Below are 22,340 nucleotides of genomic sequence, written 5' to 3' on the forward strand. Positions count from 1 at the left end.
AAAAATGGATATAGCTGATACAATAAAAGTGATAAGAGAATTTATGGATGGGGGAATATAATGTATTCATATAAACAGTTAACAGATCCCAATAGTATAAATATGATTAAAAAAGCTCATGGAAAATTTTTGATTCCGCTTATAGTATCAATGGTATCTATGGTGAATATAATATTAGCTCTGTTATTTTATTTTGCTACTAAAGATATGTTTTTAAAAACATCTTATCCTATATACATACTTCTAGCTTTAATTGTACTACAGATAATTTTAGGGGTAACGATATATGGAAAGTATATAAATAAAGTAGTTATAGACTTGAAGAAATCCCATGGAGAACTTGAAATTAATTTTAATGAAAAGGGACTTACTATTAAGAAGAATGAAACATTAATAGAAATTTCATGGGAAGGAATTAAAGAAGTTAGAATATATGATGGCTATATAATATTTGTTAGTAAAAATTCTTGTGTATTAAACCGTATTATGACTTTTGATGGTTTTAATGTTGAAAGAGATGTAATAATTTATGATATAGAAAAATATAAAGAGGTGAGGTGGTACTACAATGAATTTTAAATTTTCACCTTCTGAAAATGAATTTGAATATAGGGAGTATATTAACTATAGGGTAGGTAGTGCTGTGGTTAATAAAATCTATATGTCCTGTTGTGTAAAGTTATTAGGGTATATACTGGTATTTATAAACGTATTTAAGCTTTTTAATAAATATAAATTTGCATCTAATATTACTACAGCTATTTTATTATTATTTTTAGGAATAACAGTTATAGTAATTCTTATATGTTTATTAGGAAAAAAGATAGGTATGAAAAAATATAAAAAGCAATTTGTTGATATAGATACTATATATTCTTTTAAAGTGGATGAGAATAAAATATGTAGAGAAAATAAATATTCCTATATTGAAGCACCACTTAAATCAATAACAGAGATAATAAAGATCCATTCTGGATTAATTATTAAGTTAAGAGATATTAAGGAAGATATATTTATTCCAAGTAAATCTTTGCCTATTGAAGTAAAGGAATTTATCCATTATATAGAGGGTAAGAACAGTGAATTAGAAGTTAATGAGTATAGGGGGAGTAGTAAAAACAATTTCCTTAGATTAAGTTTAGGTATATATGGACTACTTATTATTGCAATTATTTTAGGGCTTATATTATAAAACGATACAAAAAAAATGAAAGTAGCTTAACGTAGAGTTAGGCTACTTTTATTTTTTATTTCTTAACACAAAAATAAGATTTTTTAATAAATATATTATAAGAAAATTATTTGGAGGAGAATTATGATAAGTAAGGAAAAGTACATTGACTTATCACTAGAATTGCATCTTTTTTGGGCTAGAATTATGAAAGAGCATTCAATTTTTTTAGAGGTGGGATTTACAGATAAAAATAAAAAGTTAGCAAAGATAGCTGATAACTATAAGTTTAAGTTTGAAAAGATATTACAGGATGTAGTAAAAGTAAGTAATGGGCGAATTGGACAAGAGCTATTAGATTCTGGAGAAATTATTACTAAATATACTTTGGATGCAGAAAAGAAAACAAGATATTATACAGGAATAGATATAAATACTAAAATTACCTTGATGGAAAATAAGCTTGAATGCAAAGTGAATAAAAATGATAATGACAGAATTATAAGTTATATAAAGAATATCAATAATAGAGCTATAAAATTACTAGATGGATTAATTGAGTTTAAGATAAAGATATTAAGTGATGTTTTATGTTGCGAACTATTTACACTAAACTATCCAATGTTCAATGAACATTTAATAGAGGAAGCAAAGACTTATAGAGCATACATAAAAGAATTAGAAAATAATAAAGATATAGAAAAGAGCGATATTAGAAAAACAGAATTATTTTGGGATGAGATTATGATGGAACATGCGTTGTTTATTAGAGGTTTACTAGATCCTAGCGAAAATGAATTAATTGTTAAATCAAATAAATTTGCTAATGAATTTGAAAAGTTAATAAAGAGAGCTGAAAGTATTACAGATGATACAAAGTTAAGTGTTACTGATGATACTTTATCACAAACTATTAAGCTAAGAGATTTTAAGAAGGATGGAACAAAGGGAATATTAGAATGTAAAATTAGATCAATAATATTGCCTCTTCTTTCTGACCATGTTATAAGAGAAGCTAATCATTATATAAGAATTTTAAAAAAATATAATAAATAGCCTTTAGGAGTTAGCCAATTGACTAACTCCTTTCTATTTTTATATAAGATCCCTTAAGGGACTTTTTGATTGCGTCTTTATTTGTCTGTCTAATGTATGAAGATAAATTAGATATTTTATTTAGTGTATTATTTATATAGATAGTAGGGTCAATTATTCTTAATTTATTGACTTTGTATATATCATAGTTTGAGTCATCTTCTACTACTTTTGTATTTGGAGAAATAGAATTTAGTAAATTAATTATTTCAGAGTTTCTTGAGGAACTTAAAATAGTTAATAAATAATTGTCATCCTTTAAAAAGTCTTCTAAGGTTATTATTTTTTTATTTAAGGCTAATTTCAAAACTTCTGCAAATTTATAATTAGAATATATATTTAAAGGGTCCATAAAGAAATCAAGAACTTCTTTGTAATAAGTTTCTACAAACCATTCGCCTGTTTCAAGGGATGTAACTACTATTTCATCATTAATAACCCTAATATTAGTTAGAAATTTTTTTATATCTTCAATAGTAATTATCCCATTGTTATACATATCTCTAAGAGTATAGTCTATTCTATCTGCACAAAGTTTAGGAGCTGATTTTTCTAATATGTTCCACCTTTCATGATGAAGCAAAATATCTTTATAATTGTAACCATTGCTTTCTAATATTTTGGGGATATCTGAGTTATTTATTACATCTTCTAAAATAATTTCATGGTAGTCTTCCTTTTTATTATCTAAAACAGTATCAATAACATGAGAAAAAGCAGTATGTGAAATATCATGAAAAAGTCCTGCAATCTGTTCTTCAATACTTCCACCTAACAATCTAATTAATAGCATAGTTCCAATAGAATGATCATATCTAGTAATATTCAATTTTGGATTAACTAAAAAACTAGCTCCACCTTGATGAATTTTTTTTAATCTTTGAATTTCCTTTGTATTTATTAAAATCTCAAATATGTCTTCTACCTGGAATTCTCCATATAATATATCTTTTATTATCATTTTTATCCTCCTTAATTAGGATTTTATAATATGAAATAATATTTTATCACAATTTTATTTTATAATGAAACTAAATATACAATTTTATCATCATTATAAGTGAAGGGTGGGAACGCGCGTGGAGATTAAAGCTATGAGTGAAGTAAGTTCAGAAGAGATATTAGTATCAGTTTATAACGAAACCTATGAGGATATTTTTAAATATATATTATCGAAATGTAGAAATATAGATGATGTAGGCGATTTGGTTCAAAATACATACCTAAAGTTTTATAGAGCATTATCAAATAAAAATATAAAAGATTATAAAAAGTATCTTATTAGGATTGCAAGAAATGAGGTATATAGACATTACGGTATTTTAAAGCTCAGTCAAAATTTTATTCCTGTTTTTTCCTCAGAGAGCGAGGAAGAGTTTCTTAATTTAAAAACAGATTTAAAGGTTGAACACAACTATGATGAAAAGCTACTTTGTGATTCTATATGGAAATATTTAAAGGATAAGGACTCATTAACTCTTAAAATATTTATTTTATATTTTAGCAAGGATTTAAAAATAAAAGATATAGCTAATATATTAAAGGTTAATGAGTCTACTGTAAAAAATAGGCTCTATAGAACTATGAAAGAAATAAATAAGGAATTTAATTTGTAGGTGATAATTATGAATAAAAAAGATTTAATAAAGAAATCAATAGATGAAAACTTAATTTCTAAAGACGAAATATTAACTAATATTTTAAAAAGAGTTAATGAAGAAAGAATAACTACAAATAGTGATATAGATATTATGATATTAACTTTGATTAGCAGAAAAGATATGTGTGGATATGAAATATTGAAGGAAATTGAAATTAAATTTAGGGGGAGTTTTACTTTAAAAGAAGGAGGAGTATATCCAATACTTCATGGACTAGAGGGGGAAGGGTTACTTACCTCTTACTGGATAGAGGATGAGATTAATAAAAAGTATTATAGATTAACTGATATAGGAAGAGAGTATATGTCCAAAAAGGAAGAGAGTACTGATTATAATAAAAGCACAAGAAGAGCGTTGAACTTGGAGGGTATGGGATGGAAGTAAAGGGAGAAGAGAATATAATTAAATATTTAGAGTCTGTTTGCCTTAAGATTAAAAGTAAGAGAGCACACAATCAAATTAAGGAAGAATTATATGCTCATATAGAAGAAAAGAAAAAGGATTATATTAAATGTGGTGATAGTGAAAAAATAGCAGAAGAAAAAGCATTAAGAGATATGGGAAGTTCTGATATCTTGGGAGAAGAATTGAACAAGGTTCATAAGGAAAAGTTTAATTATAGAATATTAATTACAGTTGCCTTTCTAATTATAACAGGGATAATTACTATGTATTCATTAAGAGGAAATGCATATAATTATTGGGGAAATGAATATTTTTTTATAAATAAGATGATTATTTACACTACTTTGGGGATAGGAGCATTTCTATTAATATCATTTTTTGACTATAGAAAAATAAAAAATAAGTCTGCGCATTTATATATATTATCAATAGCTTTATTTATAGTTTTATTTTTGTTTAATAGTCCTGTAAATAATATTAATAGTTGGATTAATATTGGACCAATATCTATTAATGTAAGAGATTTAGCAGTTAATATATTCTTAATTTCATTAGTAGGAATTTTTAAAGATATTAAATGGGATACAAAAAAAGGAATGATTTATGGAGTGATTTTAAGCTTTATTCCCTTAGGTTTGTTGATGATATTAAAGTATTCTTTAGGAGTAGCAATAGTATATACAGTAACATTAATATTTTTATTATATATAAGTACTAAAAATAAAAAACTTACTTTTTGGTTAATGTTTATGTTTATAATAGCTTTAATTTTAATCTATAGTCAGAACAGTTATGATAACTATTTACATAATATTATAAAAGAATTATTAGATTCATCGGTGTTTATAGGGAAAGGAACGAGAGTTAATCTAGAGATAATTCCTAATAATATCTCAGATTGTATTATATCATCATTAATATACAGCTTTGGATGGGCATTTGGAGTGTTAGTATTATGTTTAGTTTTATTTTTAATTATATATATGTTTAAAATTAGTGGAAAGATATGCGATATCTATGGAAAAAGATTAATTATTATAATATCAAGTATATTTGCATGTCAGTATATATTAGGATTTTTATATAATTTTGGAATTTTGAACTTTTATTCTGTTTCAATACCTTTTATAAGTTATGGAGGTTCCAATATAATAATAAGCTTTCTTGGGATTGGAATTATAATGAATATATACATGGGAAAAAGCTTAAGGGGAGAGTATTAATATGCTAGGAATGAAATTTGCATTTATAGTAGGAAGTATAATAATTCTTATTATAGAAATGATTAAATTTATAAAAAGGAATAAAGAAGAGAAGTTTTTGAACTTTAGAGAAGTTATGAGTTTAATGTTTAAATTTTATATACTTATGGTTATTATAGTAACATTTTTTCCTTTAGTGATAGGTGGTTATATAGGAAAACCATCTATGAATATAGTACCGGTTTTTAATACTATAAAAGATATATATGAAGTACCAATAGAAATGGAGAGTTATATGGTTAGATTTTGGATTAAAAATATACTTGGGAATATTCTTTTATTATTGCCTCTAGGAATATTCATACCAATGTTTTTTAAAAGACTAAGAAGTTTTAAATCAACAGTAATTACTTGTGCATTGGTATCATTATCTATAGAGGTGGTTCAGTATATATCTATGTATTTTGGAAATTTTAGATCTTGTGATATAGATGATATTATTTTGAATACTCTTGGTGGAATGATTGGGTTTATAATTTATAAGGTGATTGATAAAAAAGCTGATTTAAGAATAGAATTTTAGTGTAAGAGAAGAGTGAGTTATCATTTCATTAGTTATTTCTAAAAGAATAGAAATATAGAGTACTCCTAGAAAAGCTTATATTGGTTATTTTTTATATTAATAAAAGATATGACAAATTAATATAAATTGATATAATAAAGTTATAATCATAAAAAGTGGGGTGCACTTAGATGCTAAAATATGAAGAAATAGCAGAGGATATAAAAAATAGGATAGAATCTGGAGAGTATCGCCCTAATGACCAATTACCATTAGAAAAAGAAATGTGTGAGAAATATGGAGTAAGTAGGATTACTATTAAAAAAGCTATGGACAAATTGGTGATGAGGGGATTAGTAGTGAAGAGAAGAGGAGCTGGAACTTTCGTAAAGGACATTGATGATAAAGAGGTTTCTCATATTAGTACATCATATCAGTTTGAAGGATTTTCAAAGACTTTTAGCGATAAGACAATTATATCTAAAATTGTAGAATTTAAAGTGATTAATGCTGAGGGAGAAATAGCAGAAAAATTAAAAATTTCAGAAGATGAGTTTGTATATTATATAGTAAGAGCAAGGTATGCAGATAAAGTCCCATATGTAATGGAATATACATATATGCCAATAGATCTTATACCTGGTGTAAAATTTGATACGCTTAAAGGCTCTATATATGAATATATAGAGAATAAATTAAATCTAAAGATAAAAAGTGCTCATAGGACAATAAGAGCATCTTTACCAACAGCAATAGAACAAGAGTATTTAGAGATAAATGAAAACTTTCCTATTCTAGAAGTAGAACAGACAGCCTATTTGGATACTGGTCAAGCATTTGAATATTCAAAATCTAGGCATAGAAGTGATAAATTTGAATTTAAAAGCATTAGTATAAAGTAAGATAAAAAGAGACTTTGGATAAGTCTCTTTTTATTATTTTAGCAAATAACATTACCTTATTAATTAAAAGATATATCTTTTTATTGACAAAGGATATGATGTATTGTATATTTAATGTAATGGATTCCATAAAAGGTGATATCACTATCTAAATATTTTGGGAGAGATGATAATTATGAATAAATTTACGTCTTTAATTGAAGAAAAGTTATTACCCATTGCAGGAAAATTAGCTTCTAGTAGAATATTGTCTGTATTACGTGATGCATTTATGCTAAGTTTTCCATTAACTATCGTTGGTTCACTTGCAGTAGTAGTTATGAATTTGCCTTATTTGGACAAGCTTATAGGAGCAGATGGCGTTGCAGCAATTAATAATATTTTTGGTATATTACCTTCGGCTACTATGAGTATAGCTACATTGTTTGTGGTAATAGGTATAGGATATTATTTAGCTAAAAGCTATGATGTAGATGCAATATTTGCAGCAGGTGTAGCGGTTGCAGCATTCTTAGTATTAACTCCACTTACTGTTACTGCGGATAATGGAACAGTAATTAATGATGTAATTCCAATTGCTAGATTAGGGGCAAAAGGAATGTTTGTAGGTATTATAGGATCCTTTATATCGACAAGAGTTTATGTTTGGGCAATTAAAAGAAATTGGACAATTAAGATGCCAGATGGAGTGCCACCAACAGTTGCAAAATCATTTGCTGCATTAATTCCTGGATGTATTGTAATCGGTTTATTCTTAGTTATAAGAACTATTTTCACTTATACACCATGGGGAAATATACATGATTGTATATATGAAATAATTCAAATGCCATTAATATCATTAGGTAGTGGACTTCTAGCAACTTTAGTTGCAATATTTGCAATTCAAATATTATGGTTCTTTGGATTACACGGTCAAATAATTGTAAATTCAGTATTAGATCCAATTTGGAATACTTTGTCATTAGAAAACTATGAGGCGTTTGTAGCTGGAACAGATATTCCTAATGTAATTACAAAACAATTTATTGAAACATTTACTGTTGGAATGGGTGGTACAGGTATGACCCTAGCAGTAATAGTTGGAATATTTATATTCTGTAAGAGTAGACAAATGAGAGAAGTGGCAAAACTTGCTGCACCATCAGGAGTTTTTAATGTTAATGAACCAATAATATTTGGTTTGCCAATAGTAATGAATCCAACAATTTTAATTCCTTGGGTTATAGCACCAATGTTAGTTGTAGCGGTGTCTTATTTTGCAATGAAGACAGGATTAGTTCCAAAAACAACAGGTGTTGCTGTACCTTGGACAGTTCCAATGTTCTTTAGTGGAATTTTAGCAACAAACTCATTAAGAGGGGGATTATTGCAAATAGTTAACTTTGCCATGGTATTTGTTACATGGATGCCATTTATAAAATCATTAGATAGATTTACAATCAAAAATGAAGAAAAATTAAAAGCTGAAGAAATAAATTAAATAATTAACTTTAAAGAAAGTGAGTAGTAGTATGAATAAAAAATATGTATTCCCAGAAAACTTCTGGTGGGGCTCTGCAACATCTGGCCCTCAATCAGAAGGGAGATTTAACAAAAAACATGATAGTGTATTTGATTATTGGTATGATATAGAGCCAGAAGCTTTCTTTGATAGAGTAGGACCAAACATAGCATCAAATTTTTATAATAGTTATAAAGATGATTTAGCTATGCTAAAAGAAATAGGTTTAAACTCTTTTAGAACGTCAATTCAATGGACAAGATTAATAAAGGATTTTGAGACTGGAGAAGCAGATGAGGATGCTATAAGGTTCTATAATGATGTTATAGATGAGTGTATAAAAAATGATATGATTCCAGTCATGAATCTACACCACTTTGATATACCGGTAGATTTGTATGATAAGTATGGGGGATGGGAATCGAAACATGTTGTAGACTTATTTGTTAGGTTTGCAGAAACAGCATTTAAATTATTCGGGGATAGAGTTAAGTACTGGACAACATTTAATGAACCTATAGTTGTAGTAGAAGGTGAATATTTATATCAATTCCATTATCCAAAGTTAGTTGATGGTAAAAAAGCTGTACAAGTATTATATAATCTTAATCTTGCATCAGCTAAGGTAATTGAAGCCTATAGAAAACAAGGGCAAGATGGCAAAATAGGTATTATTCTTAACTTAACACCTTCATATCCAAGAAGCAATGATAGTAAAGATTTAGAAGCTGCAAAATTTGCAGATGATTTCTTTAATAATTCATTCTTAGATCCTGCTATTAAAGGAGAATTTCCTAAAGGATTAGTTTCTACATTAGAAAAAGATAATGTATTATGGAATTCAACTGAAGAAGAAATGAGTATTATAAAGAATAATACAATAGATTTCTTAGGAGTTAATTATTATCAACCAAGAAGAGTTAAAGCTAGGGAAGTAGAATTTGATAATAGAAATGGTTGGATGCCAGGTAAGTACTTCGAAAATTATGAGATGCCAGGAAGAAGAATGAATCCATATAGAGGGTGGGAAATATATCCTCAATGTATGTACGATATTGCTATAAATATAAGAGATAATTATAACAATATTCCTTGGTATATATCAGAAAATGGTATGGGAGTAGAAGGAGAAGAAAGATATATTAATAATGAAGGAATTATTGAGGATGATTATAGAATAGAATTCTTCGAGGAACATCTACAATATCTTCATAAGGGAATAGTAGAAGGATCAAACTGCTTTGGATTCCATTCATGGACTCCAATTGATTGTTGGTCATGGTCTAATGCTTATAAAAATAGATATGGATATATAGCTGTAGATTTACCTACACAGATAAAGACTATTAAAAAATCTGGAAGATGGATAAAAGAAGTATCACAAAATAATGGATTTTAATAATAAGGGTGGCAATTATGCCACCCTATTGTTGAAAGGAGAGCTTTATGAAGGAAAATATGATTTTTAATGATGACCAGTATCAGTTAAGAGAATTTCAAGTTGATAGGATGAAAGAGGTTATAGTTAATAATAGAATTTCCAAAGAAAATGGAGTTGTTTTTTATGGAGATTCTATTGTTCAAGGATATGATATTAATAAATACATTCCTGAAATAAATGATAAATATAACTGTGGTATAGGGGGATTTACATCAGAAACATTGCTATGGATTTGTGATGAGGCGGTTATAAAATACAAACCATCCTTAGTATATATTTCAGTTGGAACAAATGATTTAGGAAATACTAATATGAGAAGTCCTAGAGAAATAGCGTTAAATATTGAAAAGTTAATTAGATTAGTTAGAGGAAATCTTAAAGAAGTAAAGATAATGATTGCTTCTACTACACCATGTGATGAAAACAAACAAGGCCCTAAGGCGGGAAAATGTTTAAGAACTAATTTCAATATAAGTATAGTAAATAAAGAAATTCAAAATATTTGTAATAGATATGAGAATGTTGAGTTTATAGATATATATAGTACATTATTAGATAAAATTAGTGGGAATATCAAAGAGATTTATACTACAGATGGATTACATCTGACAGAAAAAGGATATGAAAAAATAACAGATATAATAAAACCTAGAATATTACAGTTATATAACGATTAATTTTTGGAGGGAAATATATGAGTAATTATATTGTTTTTGACATTGGAGGTTCATCAGTAAAGTGGTCCATAATGAGTAAAATGGGAGATATATTAACGAAGGATAAGATAAAGGTTGTTGACAGTGTAGATCAATTTTTTGAAGAACTATCTAAAATAGTTAATATTAATAAAGACAATTTTAATTTAAAAGGAATAGCTATAAGTTCACCAGGTGCTGTTGATTCTATAACTGGAATTGTAGGTGGTGCAAGTGCAATTCCTTATATTCATGGACCAAACTTTAAAGAAATATTAAAAGAAAAAACAGGATTAGATGTTGCCATAGAAAATGATGCTAATTGTGCAGCATTAGGTGAGTGTTGGCTTGGAGCAGCTAAAGAAGAAAATGATTGTGCTTTTGTTGTTTGTGGCTCTGGAATTGGAGGGGCAATAGTAAAAGATAAAAAAGTTCATACTGGAATACATAAGCATGGCGGAGAGTTTGGTTATTGTATTGTAGATTATGATAAAGATGGTGAAGAAAAATACTTAACATGGAGTAGAGTTGGATCAACATCTGCTTTAGCTAGAGCTATTTCTCAAAGAAAAGGTTTAGAAGAAAAAGATATTGATGGGCTTAAAGCATTTCAATTATATGATGAAGGAGATATCATAGCTGTTGAAGAGGTTAATAAGTATTTTAGATATATGGCTATTGGAATATACAATATTCAATATACTTATGATCCTGAGGTTATAGTTTTAGGTGGAGCTATAAGTGAAAGAGAAGGGTATATTGAAAGTATTAATGAAAAGTTAGATGAAATTATGTGTAATAATACTGATGGTAAAATAAAGCCTATTGTTAAGAAGTGTATACATGGAAATGATGCTAATATGATAGGCGCATTATATAACTTGTTAAATGAAAGGTAGGAATATATAGTTATGTATCCGATAAAATTTGAAAATTTATATTATGAAAAGATTTGGGGAGGAAGAGATTTTGAAAGTTTTAGAGAAAATTTACCACATGGAGATATAGGTGAAAGCTGGGATATAGCATGTCATCATAACGGAATGAGTATAGTTTCTAATGGATATTTAAAAGGAAAGACTTTTGAAGAATTAATTAAAGAGTATGGAACAGAATTGTTAGGAGAAAGTTTTGAAAATAAAGAGTTTCCTTTATTGGTAAAGTTAATTAATTCAAAAGAAAAATTATCTGTACAGGTTCATCCAAGTGATGAATATGCAAAGAGGGTAGAAAATTCTTTAGGAAAAACTGAAGCATGGTATGTGGTAGATGCAAAGCCAGGAGCTTCTTTAATAGTTGGAACAAAGAATTGTGATAAGGCGATTTTTGAAAAGGCTATAAGAGAAGGTAAGACAGAAGAATATTTAAATAAAATTGAAGTGAAAAAAGGGGATTGTTTTCTTATAAATAGTGGATTAGTACATGCTATTTGCGAAGGTGTTATTATAGCGGAGATACAACAAAGTAGTGATATAACATATAGGATTTATGATTATGGAAGACCAAGAGAAATTCATGTGGAAAAGTCAATGGATGTAATTGATTTTAATTTAAAGCCTATAAATGCTAGTGGAAAAAAGCTTGTTAGTTTTTGTGGTTATGAGAAAGGAATATTATGCGCTAGTGAATATTTTACTATAGAAAAATATGTTGTTAGTAGTGAAGTATCAGAAAATAGTGATATAAATAAATTCTTTATATTTACTTGTGTTGATGGGAAGGGAACTATTATTTCAGAAGATGGGACAAAGATGGATATACTAAAGGGAGATAGTATTCTAATACCTGCTAAATTAGGAAAGTACACAATACAAGGAGAGTTAACTTTGTTAAAGAGCTATGTATAGAGGTAATAAAGAGATGAAATATTATATTGGAATAGATATAGGTGGAACAAACCTAAGAGCAGCTTTATTTGATGAAGACTTTACGTTGATAGATAAATTTAAAGTTGGAAATGAGGTGCCAAAAGGGCCAGAGTATAATTTAAATAAAATAGTAACTAGAATTAAAGAGGTATGGAATTATAAGAGTATAGTTGCTGTAGGGGTAGGTTGTCCAGGGCCTTTAGATATAAAAAAAGGAAAGATTTTAGTAGCACCCAATTTAAGAACTTGGGAATGTTTTAAGGTAAAAGAATACTTTGAAAAAGAATTAAATTTACCAGTTAAAGTTAATAATGATGCTAATGTAGCAGCACTTAGTGAAGCTATAATTGGTGCAGGAAAAGGCTGTGAAAGTGTATATTATGTAACTTTATCAACAGGAGTTGGTGGAGGCTTTATATATAAAGGAGAGATTGTATCTGGATTTAATAGTATCGCAGCAGAAATAGGAAATATGATTATAAATGAAGATAATTATAAACATTCAAATATGAATCTTGGCGGTCTTGAAGGGCAATGCAGTGGAAGCAATATTGCAAGAATTGCTAGTTCTAAATTAGGAAATAAATTAACTGCCAAAGAAGTATTTGAGGGAGCAAAAGAAGATAATAGTGTCTTAAGTGATATTATAAGAGATTGGGTAATTAATGTGTCAAAGGCTATAGCAAATATAATAGTTACAGTAGATCCTGAAGTTATAGTATTAGGTGGATCAGTTATTATTAATAACCCTGATTTTATAGAAGATATTAAAGTTGAAGTAAAGAAAAGAGTTTTTGAAGGAATAGAAGTGAATATTAAATTAGCTAATATGGGTGATGATGCAGGATTAGTTGGCGCTGGAATACTAGCTGAAAAGTAGAGAGAGTAATTCTATAGGTACTATAAAGATAAAGTAAATCAAGAAGACTTGGCATGTGGCCAAGTCTTTTTTAGATTATGTTACCATGGAATGCATAAATATAATTGAAAATAAATTACTTTTATAGTAACTTTACTATTATAATAAAATATAGATTAGATGTAGGAGGATAACTATGGCAACTAGTACATCAATAACTGAGAAGACAAGAGTTAAGGTTAAAGAACCTAAAAGATATAAGGTTATTATGCATAATGATGATTTTACTTCAATGGAGTTTGTTATATTTGTTTTAATGAATATATTCAATAAAAATGAAATGGAAGCTAATGATTTAATGATGAAAGTACATAAGGGTGGAAGTGCTATAGTTGGTACATATTCTTATGATATAGCTAAAAGTAAGATGGAAAAAACTACAGCATTAGCAAGACAAGAAGGATTCCCATTTAAAGTTACAATAGAAGTCGTATAGGAGGATAAAAAATGAAGTTATCTGAAGTAGTAGAAGAAATAGTTATTAAAGCTATAAATTATTCTAAAGAAAATAATCATGAATATATAACTCCAGAACATTTATTATATATAACAACATTTAATGAGGATTTTGGTAAGGCTTTCAAAAATGCTGGTGGAGATATTATAAAGTTACGAGAAGACTTACAAGGGTATATAAATGAAAATGTAAGTGTTATTGAGGATTATGAACCTCAAGGAAGTCATTCTTTTGATGAGGTGATTTTATATTCATCATCAAGAGCTCAAGCTAGTGATAGAAATGTGGTAGAGTTGTCTCATATTTTAGATGGTATTATAAATTTAGAAGAGAGCTACGCTGCTTATTATCTATTATCTCAAGTTGAATGGACTGATCTATTATATGAGTTGTGTGATTTGCAGGGGGAAGAAAGAGTAAATAAAGAGATTATGGCTGAAGAGGGCAATAGAAAAGAAATAAAGGATGAAGGATGGAAAGCTTATGTAACCTGTTTAAATGATATAGTAGATGGTTATTCTCCCCTTATAGGTAGAGAGTTAGAACTTGAAAGAACTATGCAAATCTTATGTAGAAAATATAAGAATAATCCTATACACATAGGTGAGGCAGGGGTAGGGAAGACTGCTATTACCTTTGGGCTTGCAAGACTTATTAATGAAGGAAAGGTTCCAGAGAAGTTAAGTAATTCTAAAATATTTTCAATAGATTTAGGTGGGCTTTTAGCTGGAACTCAATATAGAGGAGATTTTGAGAAGCGTTTTAAAATGGTTATGGATGGAGTATCAGATTATTCTAATCCAATTATTTATATAGATGAAATTCATAATATTGTTGGAGCAGGAGCAATTAACGGAGGAACTTTTGATGTATCTAATATGTTGAAGCCATACTTAACAGAAGGTAAGATAAGAGTAATTGGGGCAACAACTTATGATGAATTTAATAAGCATTTTTCTAAGAATAAAAGTTTACTTAGAAGGTTTCAAAATATAGATATAAAGGAGCCTTCAGTGGAAGAAACTATAAAGATATTAAGCGGGTTAAAAGGTTATTATGAAGATTATCACGGAGTAAAATATTCTAAAGGAACCTTAGAACATGCGGTAGAATTAAGCCATAAATATATAAATGAAAGATATTTACCTGATAAAGCAATTGACTTAATTGATGAAGCAGGTGCTTATAGAGTAATGCATCCATTAAAAAAGAAGGTTCAAACTGTTGATAATAATCTAATAGAAGAGGTTTTATCTAAGATTTGTAATATACCAAAACAAACAGTAGAAATAGATGAAGTTGAAAAGTTAGGAAAGCTAGAAGATGAACTAGAGTCCCAGGTATTTGGTCAAGAAGAAGGAATAAAAGAAGTAGTTAAGGCAATAAAGCTATCAAGGGCAGGACTTAATGATGACAATAAACCTGTTGCTAGCTTATTATTTGTAGGACCAACAGGTGTTGGTAAAACTGAAATTGCAAAAACTATAGCTAATATTTTAAACATAGAACTTATAAGATTTGATATGAGTGAGTATGTAGAAAAACATACTGTTGCTAAGTTAATAGGAGCACCTGCTGGGTATGTAGGATATGAAGAGGGAGGACTATTAACAGATAGTGTAAAAAAGAATCCTCATTGTGTGCTATTACTAGATGAAATAGAAAAAGCCCATAGTGATATATTTAATATTCTTCTTCAAGTTATGGATTATGCTACATTAACAGATAACCAGGGGAGAAAAACGGACTTTAGAAATGTAATTCTTATAATGACTTCAAATGCAGGAGCAAGTAAGGTTGGTAAAAGTTTAATTGGGTTTGGAGATAGAGAGGTCACTAGGGAAGGAATAACTGAAGAGGTTAAGAAAATTTTTACTCCAGAGTTTAGAAATAGATTAAGTAAGGTGGTAGTATTTAATCCTATAAATAAAGAAATGAGTAGAAACATTGTAGTAAAGCAACTTAATTTATTAAAAGATAAGTTAAAGGAAAAGAAGATAGATTTAAGCTGGGGAGATTCTTGTATAGATTTTCTTGAGAATAAAGGAATTAGTGAAGAATATGGTGCAAGAGAGATAATAAGAGTTATAGATAAAGAAATTAAATCTCTACTTGTAGATGAAATTCTTTTTGGAAAATTAAAAAATGGTGGTAAATGCACAATAGAATATGAAAATAATGGAGTAAAGGTGATACAGCAGTAAGCTGCATCACCTTTTGAATTAGAATTTGTTGTAATGAATTTTATTAAAGTTAAATGAGTTTTCATCATAAGGTATTTTTTCTTCATCCTTATACCCTAAAGCAATTATGCTTAGTACACCATAATTATCTGGTATGTTTAATACATTTCTTACTTCTTTTTCAGAATCATCATTTTCACCTTGTCGACTTCTCATTTGTATCCAACAAGATCCTAGGCCTAGACTTTCAGCTTCAAGTTGAATTAAGGTTGAAGCAATAGAAGCATCTTCTATCCAAACATCACTTGTTAAAGAGTCACCAATTACAACTATAGCAACAGGTGAAGTTTTCAAAGCAAGTGTGCCCCTGTTTTTACACTTTTCAAGTTTTTCTAAAGTAGACTTTTCATTTACTACTATTAATTCTACCGGCTTTTTGTTCATAGAAGATGGTGCAAGAAGTGCCGATTTTATTATTTTATCTATTTTGTCTTTTTCAATAGGTGTATCTTTATATTTTCTTATGCTTCTTCTACTTTTTAATAGTTCTAACATATAATCACTCCATAATTTCAGATTAATTATATTATATCATTTACTTATAAAGAATTTATAAATAGATATACTTTTAGATATAGATTTTCATATAATATTAAAAAATTAACTTTAAGGAGAGTATATGTTTAATAAATCATGCTTAATAAAAAAATATATGTTGTATGGCGTTATTGCTATAGTTCTTATTTCATCATTAAGTCACTTTTTATATGGTTTTAGTGGCAATATAAAGATTGTAGGAATTTTTACACCAATAAATGAAAGTATATGGGAACATCTAAAATTAGCTTTTTATCCTACGGTATTATGGTGGGGGATTGGATATTTTATATACCGCGGAAAAATGTATATAGATATAAGAAAGTGGATTGTATCTATGGCAATATCCATAATTATAAGTCCTATTATAATAATAACTTTTTTTTATACTTATACAGGTGCCTTTGGCATACAAAACTTAGTACTTGATATATTTTCGCTTATACTGGGGGTTTTTATAGGACAATTAATTGGATTAAAGTATTATGAGAATTATAAATATAATAAAGTAGTATTTTATTCTTTGTTGTTTATTTGTTTACTTGGTGTAGTTCTATTTACTTACTTTACATTTAATCCACCTAATATTCCACTTTTTGTTGACTCAACTACTGGACTTAGAGGAATTTATTTGTATTAATAAATATATAGAGAATATGGATGGGAGTATAAAAATGAAGACTAAGTTTTTAGAAGAATTAAATCAAGAAGACTTAAGACCTAAAATTATGGGATTAACTTTTAAAGGTGATGAGGGATATTATAATAGATATAAGAATGAAATTTTTCCTGAAAGGGTTATGAAAGAAAAAGGGAAGGGGGAGTATTATAAAGAGTTTGAAAGGTGTATTAATGACTTTAAAGAGATACAATATAATGAGAATTTTATATTTATCTTTTCTAATATACTAGAGGAAGATATTTATGTGGGAAGTAGATTTAATACTTTAAGAAATTTAGATAAAAGTGAAGAGATAGAGGTAGATGTAGAAATAAAAGCTATAATACATGAGTGGTTTTTACTTCCTTATAAATGTATAAATAAATATCATAAAGGTATTTGTCTTTTAGAATTTAAAAATGGAATACCTGATATAATTAGGAATATGAAGGTGTACCATAATGATTTCAATAATGATTATGCAAATATTGTATTATTAAATAGAGGTGTTACTAATGATTAAATATAATTTTAAAGAATTAACAGGAGATGTTGTTACAAGGGATGACTTTAGATATGAAGAGAGCAGAATGAGTTGGAATAGGGCTATAGAGAAATATCCTCTTGTAATTATTTATTGCAAAGAAAAAAACGATGTTAGAAATTCAGTTCTTTGGGCAAGAAAAAATGAGCTTCCAATAAGAATTAGATCAGGATGTCATAACTATGAAGGGTATTCCACAGGAAATGATGTGGTAGTTATTGATGTTAGTAAAATGAATAATATTTACATAGATGAAAATAAAGGAAAAGTAAAGATTGAAGGTGGAGTTAGAAATAGAGAACTTTATGAAGCAACAGGATCTAAAGGGTATCCATTCCCTGGAGGAGGATGTCCTACAGTAGGAGTTCCAGGACTAGTACTTGGAGGGGGCTGGGGATATTCTACTAGATTATTAGGATTGTCTTGTGATAGTTTAGTAGAACTTGAATTAATTGATTATATGGGTAACTTAATAATAGCCAATGAGAGAGAAAATAGTGACTTATTTTGGGCTTGCAGAGGTGCAGGAGGAGGAAATTTTGGTGTTGTAGTATCAATGACTTTTAATATTCCTAAAAAGATTGATATGGTTACATTAATAAATATGGATTTTCCTAATATTGATTTAGAAGAAAAGATAGAATTCATAAAGATGTGGCAAAATGAATATAAAAATTTGGATAGAAGAGCTAATTTCAAGCTAGGAATATATAATTCAGAAACAAAAGGAAAAGGAATAAAGCTTACTGGATTATTTTATGGGGATAAGGAAGAGGCTAAAAAGATAGTTGAACCATTTAAAAAAATTCCAAGCTTTGGAGAGTTTTCTTTAGATTATACAACTGTTTTAGATGCTAATAGAAAGATTCAAGATAGTCATCCAGATTATGAAAAGTATAAATCATCAGGAAGATTTGTGTCTAGAGATTATTCAGAAAAAGAGATTAAGGAAATAATAGAATTAATAGATGATAGAGCTGAAGGTGCATATTATGCAGCAGTATCATTTTATGGATTAGGTGGAGCTGTAAGAGATAAAAGTAGTGAAGATACGGCTTTTGCGTTTAGAAATTCTAACTTTATAATTGGCTTTCAATCTGTATGGGAAGATCCTAAACACGCACCGGCTAACAGGGCATGGGTTGTAGATAAATTTAAGAATATAATGGCAATGACAGAAGGTTCTTTTATTAATTTTCCTTATGCAGAGTTAGGGGATTATGAAAGAGAATATTTTGGTAAAAATACTAATAAATTAAGAGAAATCAAGAAGAAATATGATCCACAAAATATTTTTGGATTTCCACAAGGAATTTCTATTAAAAAGTAATAAAGGAAGCTGAGTGTAATATCAGCTTCCTTTTTTATCTTTAGTATGAGAGAAAAATCTGTAAAAATATCCACTCCATTTTTTTATTGACATAAATATTACAAATGATATTATATTAGTATATTTTAGCAAAGCAATAAAAGGGGAATTTGGAATATGATGACATTGGAAAAGTTTGAAGAAGCTTATGAAGTTGTACAAAAAGTAATTTTGCAAACAAAGCTAGTTTATAGTGATTTTTATTCGGATTTAACAGGCAATAAGGTATATATTAAGCCTGAAAACATGCAAAAAACAGGGGCATATAAAATAAGAGGAGCTTATTATAAGATAAGTACTCTTACAGATGAAGAGAGAAATAAAGGATTAATAACTGCATCAGCTGGAAATCATGCTCAAGGAGTTGCATATGCAGCAAAGTCCTATGGTGTAAAGGCAGTAATTGTTATGCCAACAACTACACCTTTAGTTAAAGTTAATAGAACAAAAGCTTATGGTGCAGAAGTAATTCTTTATGGGGATGTATATGATGAAGCATGTAGTTATGCTCTAAGGCTAGCAGAAGAGAATGGATATACATTTATTCACCCATTTGATGATTTAGATGTAGCAACTGGACAAGGATCCATTGCTATGGAAATAATAAAAGAACTACCTACTGTTGATATTATTTTAGTTCCAATAGGTGGAGGTGGATTAGCTTCAGGTGTATCTACTCTAGTTAAATTGCTAAATCCTAATATAAAAGTTATAGGAGTAGAGCCAGCTGGTGCTAATTGTATGGAGGTTTCATTGAAAGAGGGACATGTTGTTACATTACCTAAAGTTGAAACTATTGCAGATGGGACAGCAGTGAAAACGCCAGGAAGCAAGATATTTCCATATATAAAAGAAAATATAGATGAGATAATAACAATTGATGATAATGAACTTATAGGTGCATTTTTAGATATGCTTGAAAACCATAAGATGCTAGCAGAAAATTCAGGGCTTTTAACAGTTGCAGCATTAAAGCATTTAAAGTGCAAAGGGAAAAAAGTTGTTCCAATAATAAGTGGTGGAAATATGGATGTTATTACATTTTCATCATTAGTGCAACATGGATTAATTGAAAGAGGGCGCATATGTACAGTATCTGTATTATTACCAGATAAGCCAGGGGAATTAACTAATGTTTCAAAGGTTATAGCTGATGCACAAGGAAATATAGTTAAACTTGAACATAATCAATTTGTAAGTATAAACAGAAGTAGTGCAGTGGAATTAATAATAACTATGGAAACATTTGGACATGAACATAAAGAAAAGATAATTAAAGCATTAAAGGATAATGGATATAATCCAAAATCAATTAAGCCTACAATGATATACGAATAGAAACTAGGAGGATAATAAAATGAATAAAGAAGTTATTTTTACAGAAAAAGCGCCTAAGGCAATAGGTCCATATTCACAAGCACAGAAGGTAGGAGATTTATTATTTACATCAGGTCAAATTCCATTAAATCCTTCTACAGGAGAGCTAGTTACTGAAATAAAAGCTGCAACAAAACAATCTTTAGAGAATATAAAAGCTATTTTAGAGGCTGCTGGAACTTCATTAGAAAATGTGGTAAAAACAGTAGTATATATTAAGAATATGAATGATTTTGGAGATGTTAATGAAGTATATGGTGAATATTTCAAAGAAAATGCCCCTGCAAGAAGTTGTGTAGAGGTAGCAAGATTACCAAAAGATGCATTAGTTGAAATAGAGGCAATAGCTATAATGAAATAAAAAAAGGTGCGAGGATTTGATTTTCTTCGCACCTTCTATATTATTTACAGTATAGGTTCATAGGTTTAACATTATCTTGTACATCCATTAAAGCTTCACCAAATCTTTGATAGTGAACAACTTCTCTTTCTCTTAAAAATCCTAAAATTTCTTTTATATCAGGATCATCTGTTAGGTTTATTAGCCATTCATAAGTTGCTCTTGCTTTTTGTTCAGCACCCATATCTTCATGTAAGTCAGCGATTACATCACCTTTAGCTTGTATATAAGTTGCAGTCCAAGGGTTGCCTGTAGCATCTGTATAGAATAAAGCTTTTCCATGGTCAACATAGTGCCCATCTAAGCCTGCAGCTTTAATTTCATCTATAGAAGCATTTTCCATTAGTTGATTAGCCATAGTAGCTATCATCTCTACATGAGCCATTTCCTCTGTTCCAATGTCAGTTAATAATCCTTTAGATTTATTAGTTGGCATTGAATATCTTTGGTTAAGATATCTAAGAGCAGCACTTAACTCTCCGTCTGGTCCACCATATTGAGATATTAAAAGTTGGGCCATTCTAAGGTCTTTGGACTTTAAGTTAACTGGATGTTGTAAAGTTTTAACATAATACCACATTATTTATTTCCTCCTTACATTCTTTCCCATGGCCAAGGTGTATCTATCCATTTTTCAGGATTTTCTACATAAGCTGAACCGAAGTTAGTTAGTGGGCCAAAGTTTTCTTCGTATTCGCATTTTACCTTATCTAGTTGTTTGGAAATAAATTTGTAGTCTTCTTGAGCTTTTGAACAACAAGGGAAGTTATCTAAATAAAGGTTTAAGTCAACAGCAAAAAATTGTAGTTTCATAAATTGTTCTAAACATTCTTTCCTATTCACAAGCTTTACCTCCCTTAGTATATTTAATGTTGCAGTATGGATCGTACATATTCTTGAAGATTGTTCCAGCATGAATAGCATCATCTAGGTCAAATAGTGTTTCGTAAGGTTGGCATACTATATAAGCTTTTCCATAAATTTTTGGAGCAAAGGTTTTATAGTTTTCATAACAGTTTTTCTTCTTATCTGCACAAGCAGTGCTGCATTTAGGATCTGCAGGATCTTTTATACAATCCTTACAATCAATGCAATGTCTTTCATAGTACATAATTGTTTATCCCCTCGTAAATGTTTATCTAAAATCAATTTATGCAGAAAAAGAAAGAATTGTGAATGAAAAATAAATCATAAAATTTATAAAAAAGTTTAATAAAAGTAAAAAAATAATAATATTTGTAGTATATGTAACTTGGTGGGACTATAGTCCTTGACTTGATTATTTAAAAAATATACGATAATAAGTAGAAAGAATTGTGTAGAGATA

26 protein-coding genes are annotated in these 22,340 nt (G+C 28.7%); 21 read left to right on the forward strand and 5 right to left on the reverse strand.

Annotated features, from left to right (window positions below; all coding sequences use genetic code 11):
- The first annotated feature begins 60 nt into the window (after positions 1–60).
- The 3 genes from G594_RS0115655 (at position 61) to G594_RS0115665 (ending at position 2,227) form a co-directional block, all read left to right on the forward strand.
- A complete protein-coding gene (locus tag G594_RS0115655; protein ID WP_027099400.1) occupies positions 61–579 on the forward strand; it encodes a hypothetical protein in 519 nt (172 codons plus the stop codon).
- Complete coding sequence (locus tag G594_RS0115660) at positions 569–1,192, forward strand: hypothetical protein (RefSeq protein ID WP_027099401.1); 624 nt, start codon at positions 569–571, stop codon at positions 1,190–1,192. Before G594_RS0115655 ends, G594_RS0115660 begins: the two co-directional genes overlap by 11 nt.
- 123 nt (positions 1,193–1,315) lie before the next feature.
- On the forward strand, positions 1,316–2,227 hold the full coding sequence (locus G594_RS0115665; protein WP_027099402.1) for a DUF2935 domain-containing protein: 912 nt from the start codon (positions 1,316–1,318) through the stop codon (positions 2,225–2,227).
- A gap of 22 nt (positions 2,228–2,249) precedes the next feature.
- Here the strand turns inward: G594_RS0115665 and G594_RS0115670 are convergent, their stop codons facing one another.
- Positions 2,250–3,227 (reverse strand): HD domain-containing protein, encoded by a 978-nt coding sequence (locus G594_RS0115670; RefSeq protein ID WP_027099403.1) that lies wholly within the window; start codon positions 3,225–3,227, stop codon positions 2,250–2,252.
- Positions 3,228–3,345: 118 nt separating this feature from the next.
- Here G594_RS0115670 and G594_RS0115675 point away from each other — a divergent pair, with 118 nt between their 5' ends.
- From G594_RS0115675 to G594_RS0115735, 13 genes are all read left to right on the forward strand, one after another.
- Positions 3,346–3,882 (forward strand): RNA polymerase sigma factor, encoded by a 537-nt coding sequence (locus tag G594_RS0115675; protein ID WP_242829741.1) that lies wholly within the window; start codon positions 3,346–3,348, stop codon positions 3,880–3,882.
- Between the two features lie 9 nt (positions 3,883–3,891).
- Positions 3,892–4,311, forward strand: a complete 420-nt coding sequence (locus G594_RS0115680) for a PadR family transcriptional regulator (protein WP_051196055.1) — start codon at positions 3,892–3,894, stop codon at positions 4,309–4,311.
- Positions 4,302–5,555, forward strand: a complete 1,254-nt coding sequence (locus G594_RS0115685) for an FtsW/RodA/SpoVE family cell cycle protein (protein WP_027099406.1) — start codon at positions 4,302–4,304, stop codon at positions 5,553–5,555. Before G594_RS0115680 ends, G594_RS0115685 begins: the two co-directional genes overlap by 10 nt.
- A gap of 1 nt (position 5,556) precedes the next feature.
- Positions 5,557–6,117: a VanZ family protein gene (locus G594_RS0115690; RefSeq protein ID WP_051196056.1), complete on the forward strand. Its 561-nt coding sequence runs from the start codon at positions 5,557–5,559 to the stop codon at positions 6,115–6,117.
- A gap of 170 nt (positions 6,118–6,287) precedes the next feature.
- The gene (locus G594_RS0115695; protein WP_027099408.1) at positions 6,288–6,998 is read left to right on the forward strand and encodes a GntR family transcriptional regulator; all 711 of its coding nucleotides are present in this window, start codon (positions 6,288–6,290) and stop codon (positions 6,996–6,998) included.
- Positions 6,999–7,173: 175 nt separating this feature from the next.
- Positions 7,174–8,481, forward strand: a complete 1,308-nt coding sequence (gene celB, locus G594_RS0115700) for a PTS cellobiose transporter subunit IIC (protein ID WP_027099409.1) — start codon at positions 7,174–7,176, stop codon at positions 8,479–8,481.
- Positions 8,482–8,512: 31 nt separating this feature from the next.
- Entirely contained in the window at positions 8,513–9,901 is a 1,389-nt protein-coding gene (locus G594_RS0115705) for a glycoside hydrolase family 1 protein (RefSeq protein ID WP_027099410.1), read from the forward strand.
- Positions 9,902–9,948: 47 nt separating this feature from the next.
- Positions 9,949–10,620: an SGNH/GDSL hydrolase family protein gene (locus tag G594_RS0115710; protein ID WP_027099411.1), complete on the forward strand. Its 672-nt coding sequence runs from the start codon at positions 9,949–9,951 to the stop codon at positions 10,618–10,620.
- 17 nt (positions 10,621–10,637) lie between these two features.
- Positions 10,638–11,537: an ROK family protein gene (locus tag G594_RS0115715; protein ID WP_027099412.1), complete on the forward strand. Its 900-nt coding sequence runs from the start codon at positions 10,638–10,640 to the stop codon at positions 11,535–11,537.
- A gap of 12 nt (positions 11,538–11,549) precedes the next feature.
- A complete protein-coding gene (locus G594_RS0115720) occupies positions 11,550–12,485 on the forward strand; it encodes a type I phosphomannose isomerase catalytic subunit (RefSeq protein WP_027099413.1) in 936 nt (311 codons plus the stop codon).
- A 13-nt stretch (positions 12,486–12,498) separates the two neighbouring features.
- The gene (locus tag G594_RS0115725; RefSeq protein WP_027099414.1) at positions 12,499–13,386 is read left to right on the forward strand and encodes an ROK family protein; all 888 of its coding nucleotides are present in this window, start codon (positions 12,499–12,501) and stop codon (positions 13,384–13,386) included.
- A gap of 175 nt (positions 13,387–13,561) precedes the next feature.
- Positions 13,562–13,861: an ATP-dependent Clp protease adaptor ClpS gene (locus tag G594_RS0115730; protein WP_027099415.1), complete on the forward strand. Its 300-nt coding sequence runs from the start codon at positions 13,562–13,564 to the stop codon at positions 13,859–13,861.
- 11 nt (positions 13,862–13,872) lie between these two features.
- Positions 13,873–16,086 carry an AAA family ATPase gene (locus G594_RS0115735; protein WP_027099416.1) on the forward strand — a complete coding sequence of 738 codons (2,214 nt, stop codon included), beginning with the start codon at positions 13,873–13,875 and terminating at the stop codon, positions 16,084–16,086.
- 18 nt (positions 16,087–16,104) lie between these two features.
- On the opposite strand, the gene G594_RS0115740 is transcribed toward G594_RS0115735, so the two are convergent.
- Entirely contained in the window at positions 16,105–16,620 is a 516-nt protein-coding gene (locus G594_RS0115740; protein ID WP_027099417.1) for a nitroreductase family protein, read from the reverse strand.
- A 124-nt stretch (positions 16,621–16,744) separates the two neighbouring features.
- Here G594_RS0115740 and G594_RS0115745 point away from each other — a divergent pair, with 124 nt between their 5' ends.
- The 5 genes from G594_RS0115745 (at position 16,745) to G594_RS0115765 (ending at position 20,974) form a co-directional block, all read left to right on the forward strand.
- The gene (locus G594_RS0115745; RefSeq protein ID WP_027099418.1) at positions 16,745–17,302 is read left to right on the forward strand and encodes a DUF6512 family protein; all 558 of its coding nucleotides are present in this window, start codon (positions 16,745–16,747) and stop codon (positions 17,300–17,302) included.
- A 34-nt stretch (positions 17,303–17,336) separates the two neighbouring features.
- Positions 17,337–17,846: a hypothetical protein gene (locus G594_RS0115750; protein WP_027099419.1), complete on the forward strand. Its 510-nt coding sequence runs from the start codon at positions 17,337–17,339 to the stop codon at positions 17,844–17,846.
- The gene (locus tag G594_RS0115755) at positions 17,839–19,197 is read left to right on the forward strand and encodes an FAD-binding oxidoreductase (protein ID WP_027099420.1); all 1,359 of its coding nucleotides are present in this window, start codon (positions 17,839–17,841) and stop codon (positions 19,195–19,197) included. Before G594_RS0115750 ends, G594_RS0115755 begins: the two co-directional genes overlap by 8 nt.
- Before the next feature lie 156 nt (positions 19,198–19,353).
- Complete coding sequence (ilvA, locus tag G594_RS0115760; protein WP_027099421.1) at positions 19,354–20,574, forward strand: threonine ammonia-lyase; 1,221 nt, start codon at positions 19,354–19,356, stop codon at positions 20,572–20,574.
- Between the two features lie 19 nt (positions 20,575–20,593).
- On the forward strand, positions 20,594–20,974 hold the full coding sequence (locus G594_RS0115765; protein ID WP_027099422.1) for a RidA family protein: 381 nt from the start codon (positions 20,594–20,596) through the stop codon (positions 20,972–20,974).
- Positions 20,975–21,014: 40 nt separating this feature from the next.
- Here the strand turns inward: G594_RS0115765 and G594_RS0115770 are convergent, their stop codons facing one another.
- Genes G594_RS0115770 through G594_RS0115780 form a run of 3 tightly spaced genes read right to left on the reverse strand, consistent with a single transcriptional unit; the run spans position 21,015 to position 22,124 of the window.
- The gene (locus G594_RS0115770) at positions 21,015–21,593 is read right to left on the reverse strand and encodes a manganese catalase family protein (protein ID WP_027099423.1); all 579 of its coding nucleotides are present in this window, start codon (positions 21,591–21,593) and stop codon (positions 21,015–21,017) included.
- Between the two features lie 14 nt (positions 21,594–21,607).
- Positions 21,608–21,856, reverse strand: a complete 249-nt coding sequence (locus G594_RS0115775; RefSeq protein WP_027099424.1) for a spore coat protein CotJB — start codon at positions 21,854–21,856, stop codon at positions 21,608–21,610.
- On the reverse strand, positions 21,849–22,124 hold the full coding sequence (locus G594_RS0115780) for a spore coat associated protein CotJA (protein ID WP_027099425.1): 276 nt from the start codon (positions 22,122–22,124) through the stop codon (positions 21,849–21,851). The genes G594_RS0115775 and G594_RS0115780 overlap by 8 nt, the downstream gene beginning before the upstream one ends.
- Between the last annotated feature and the right edge of the window lie 216 nt (positions 22,125–22,340).

Source organism: Clostridium paraputrificum AGR2156, assembly GCF_000424025.1.
In the GTDB taxonomy this organism is placed as follows: domain Bacteria; phylum Bacillota; class Clostridia; order Clostridiales; family Clostridiaceae; genus Clostridium; species Clostridium paraputrificum.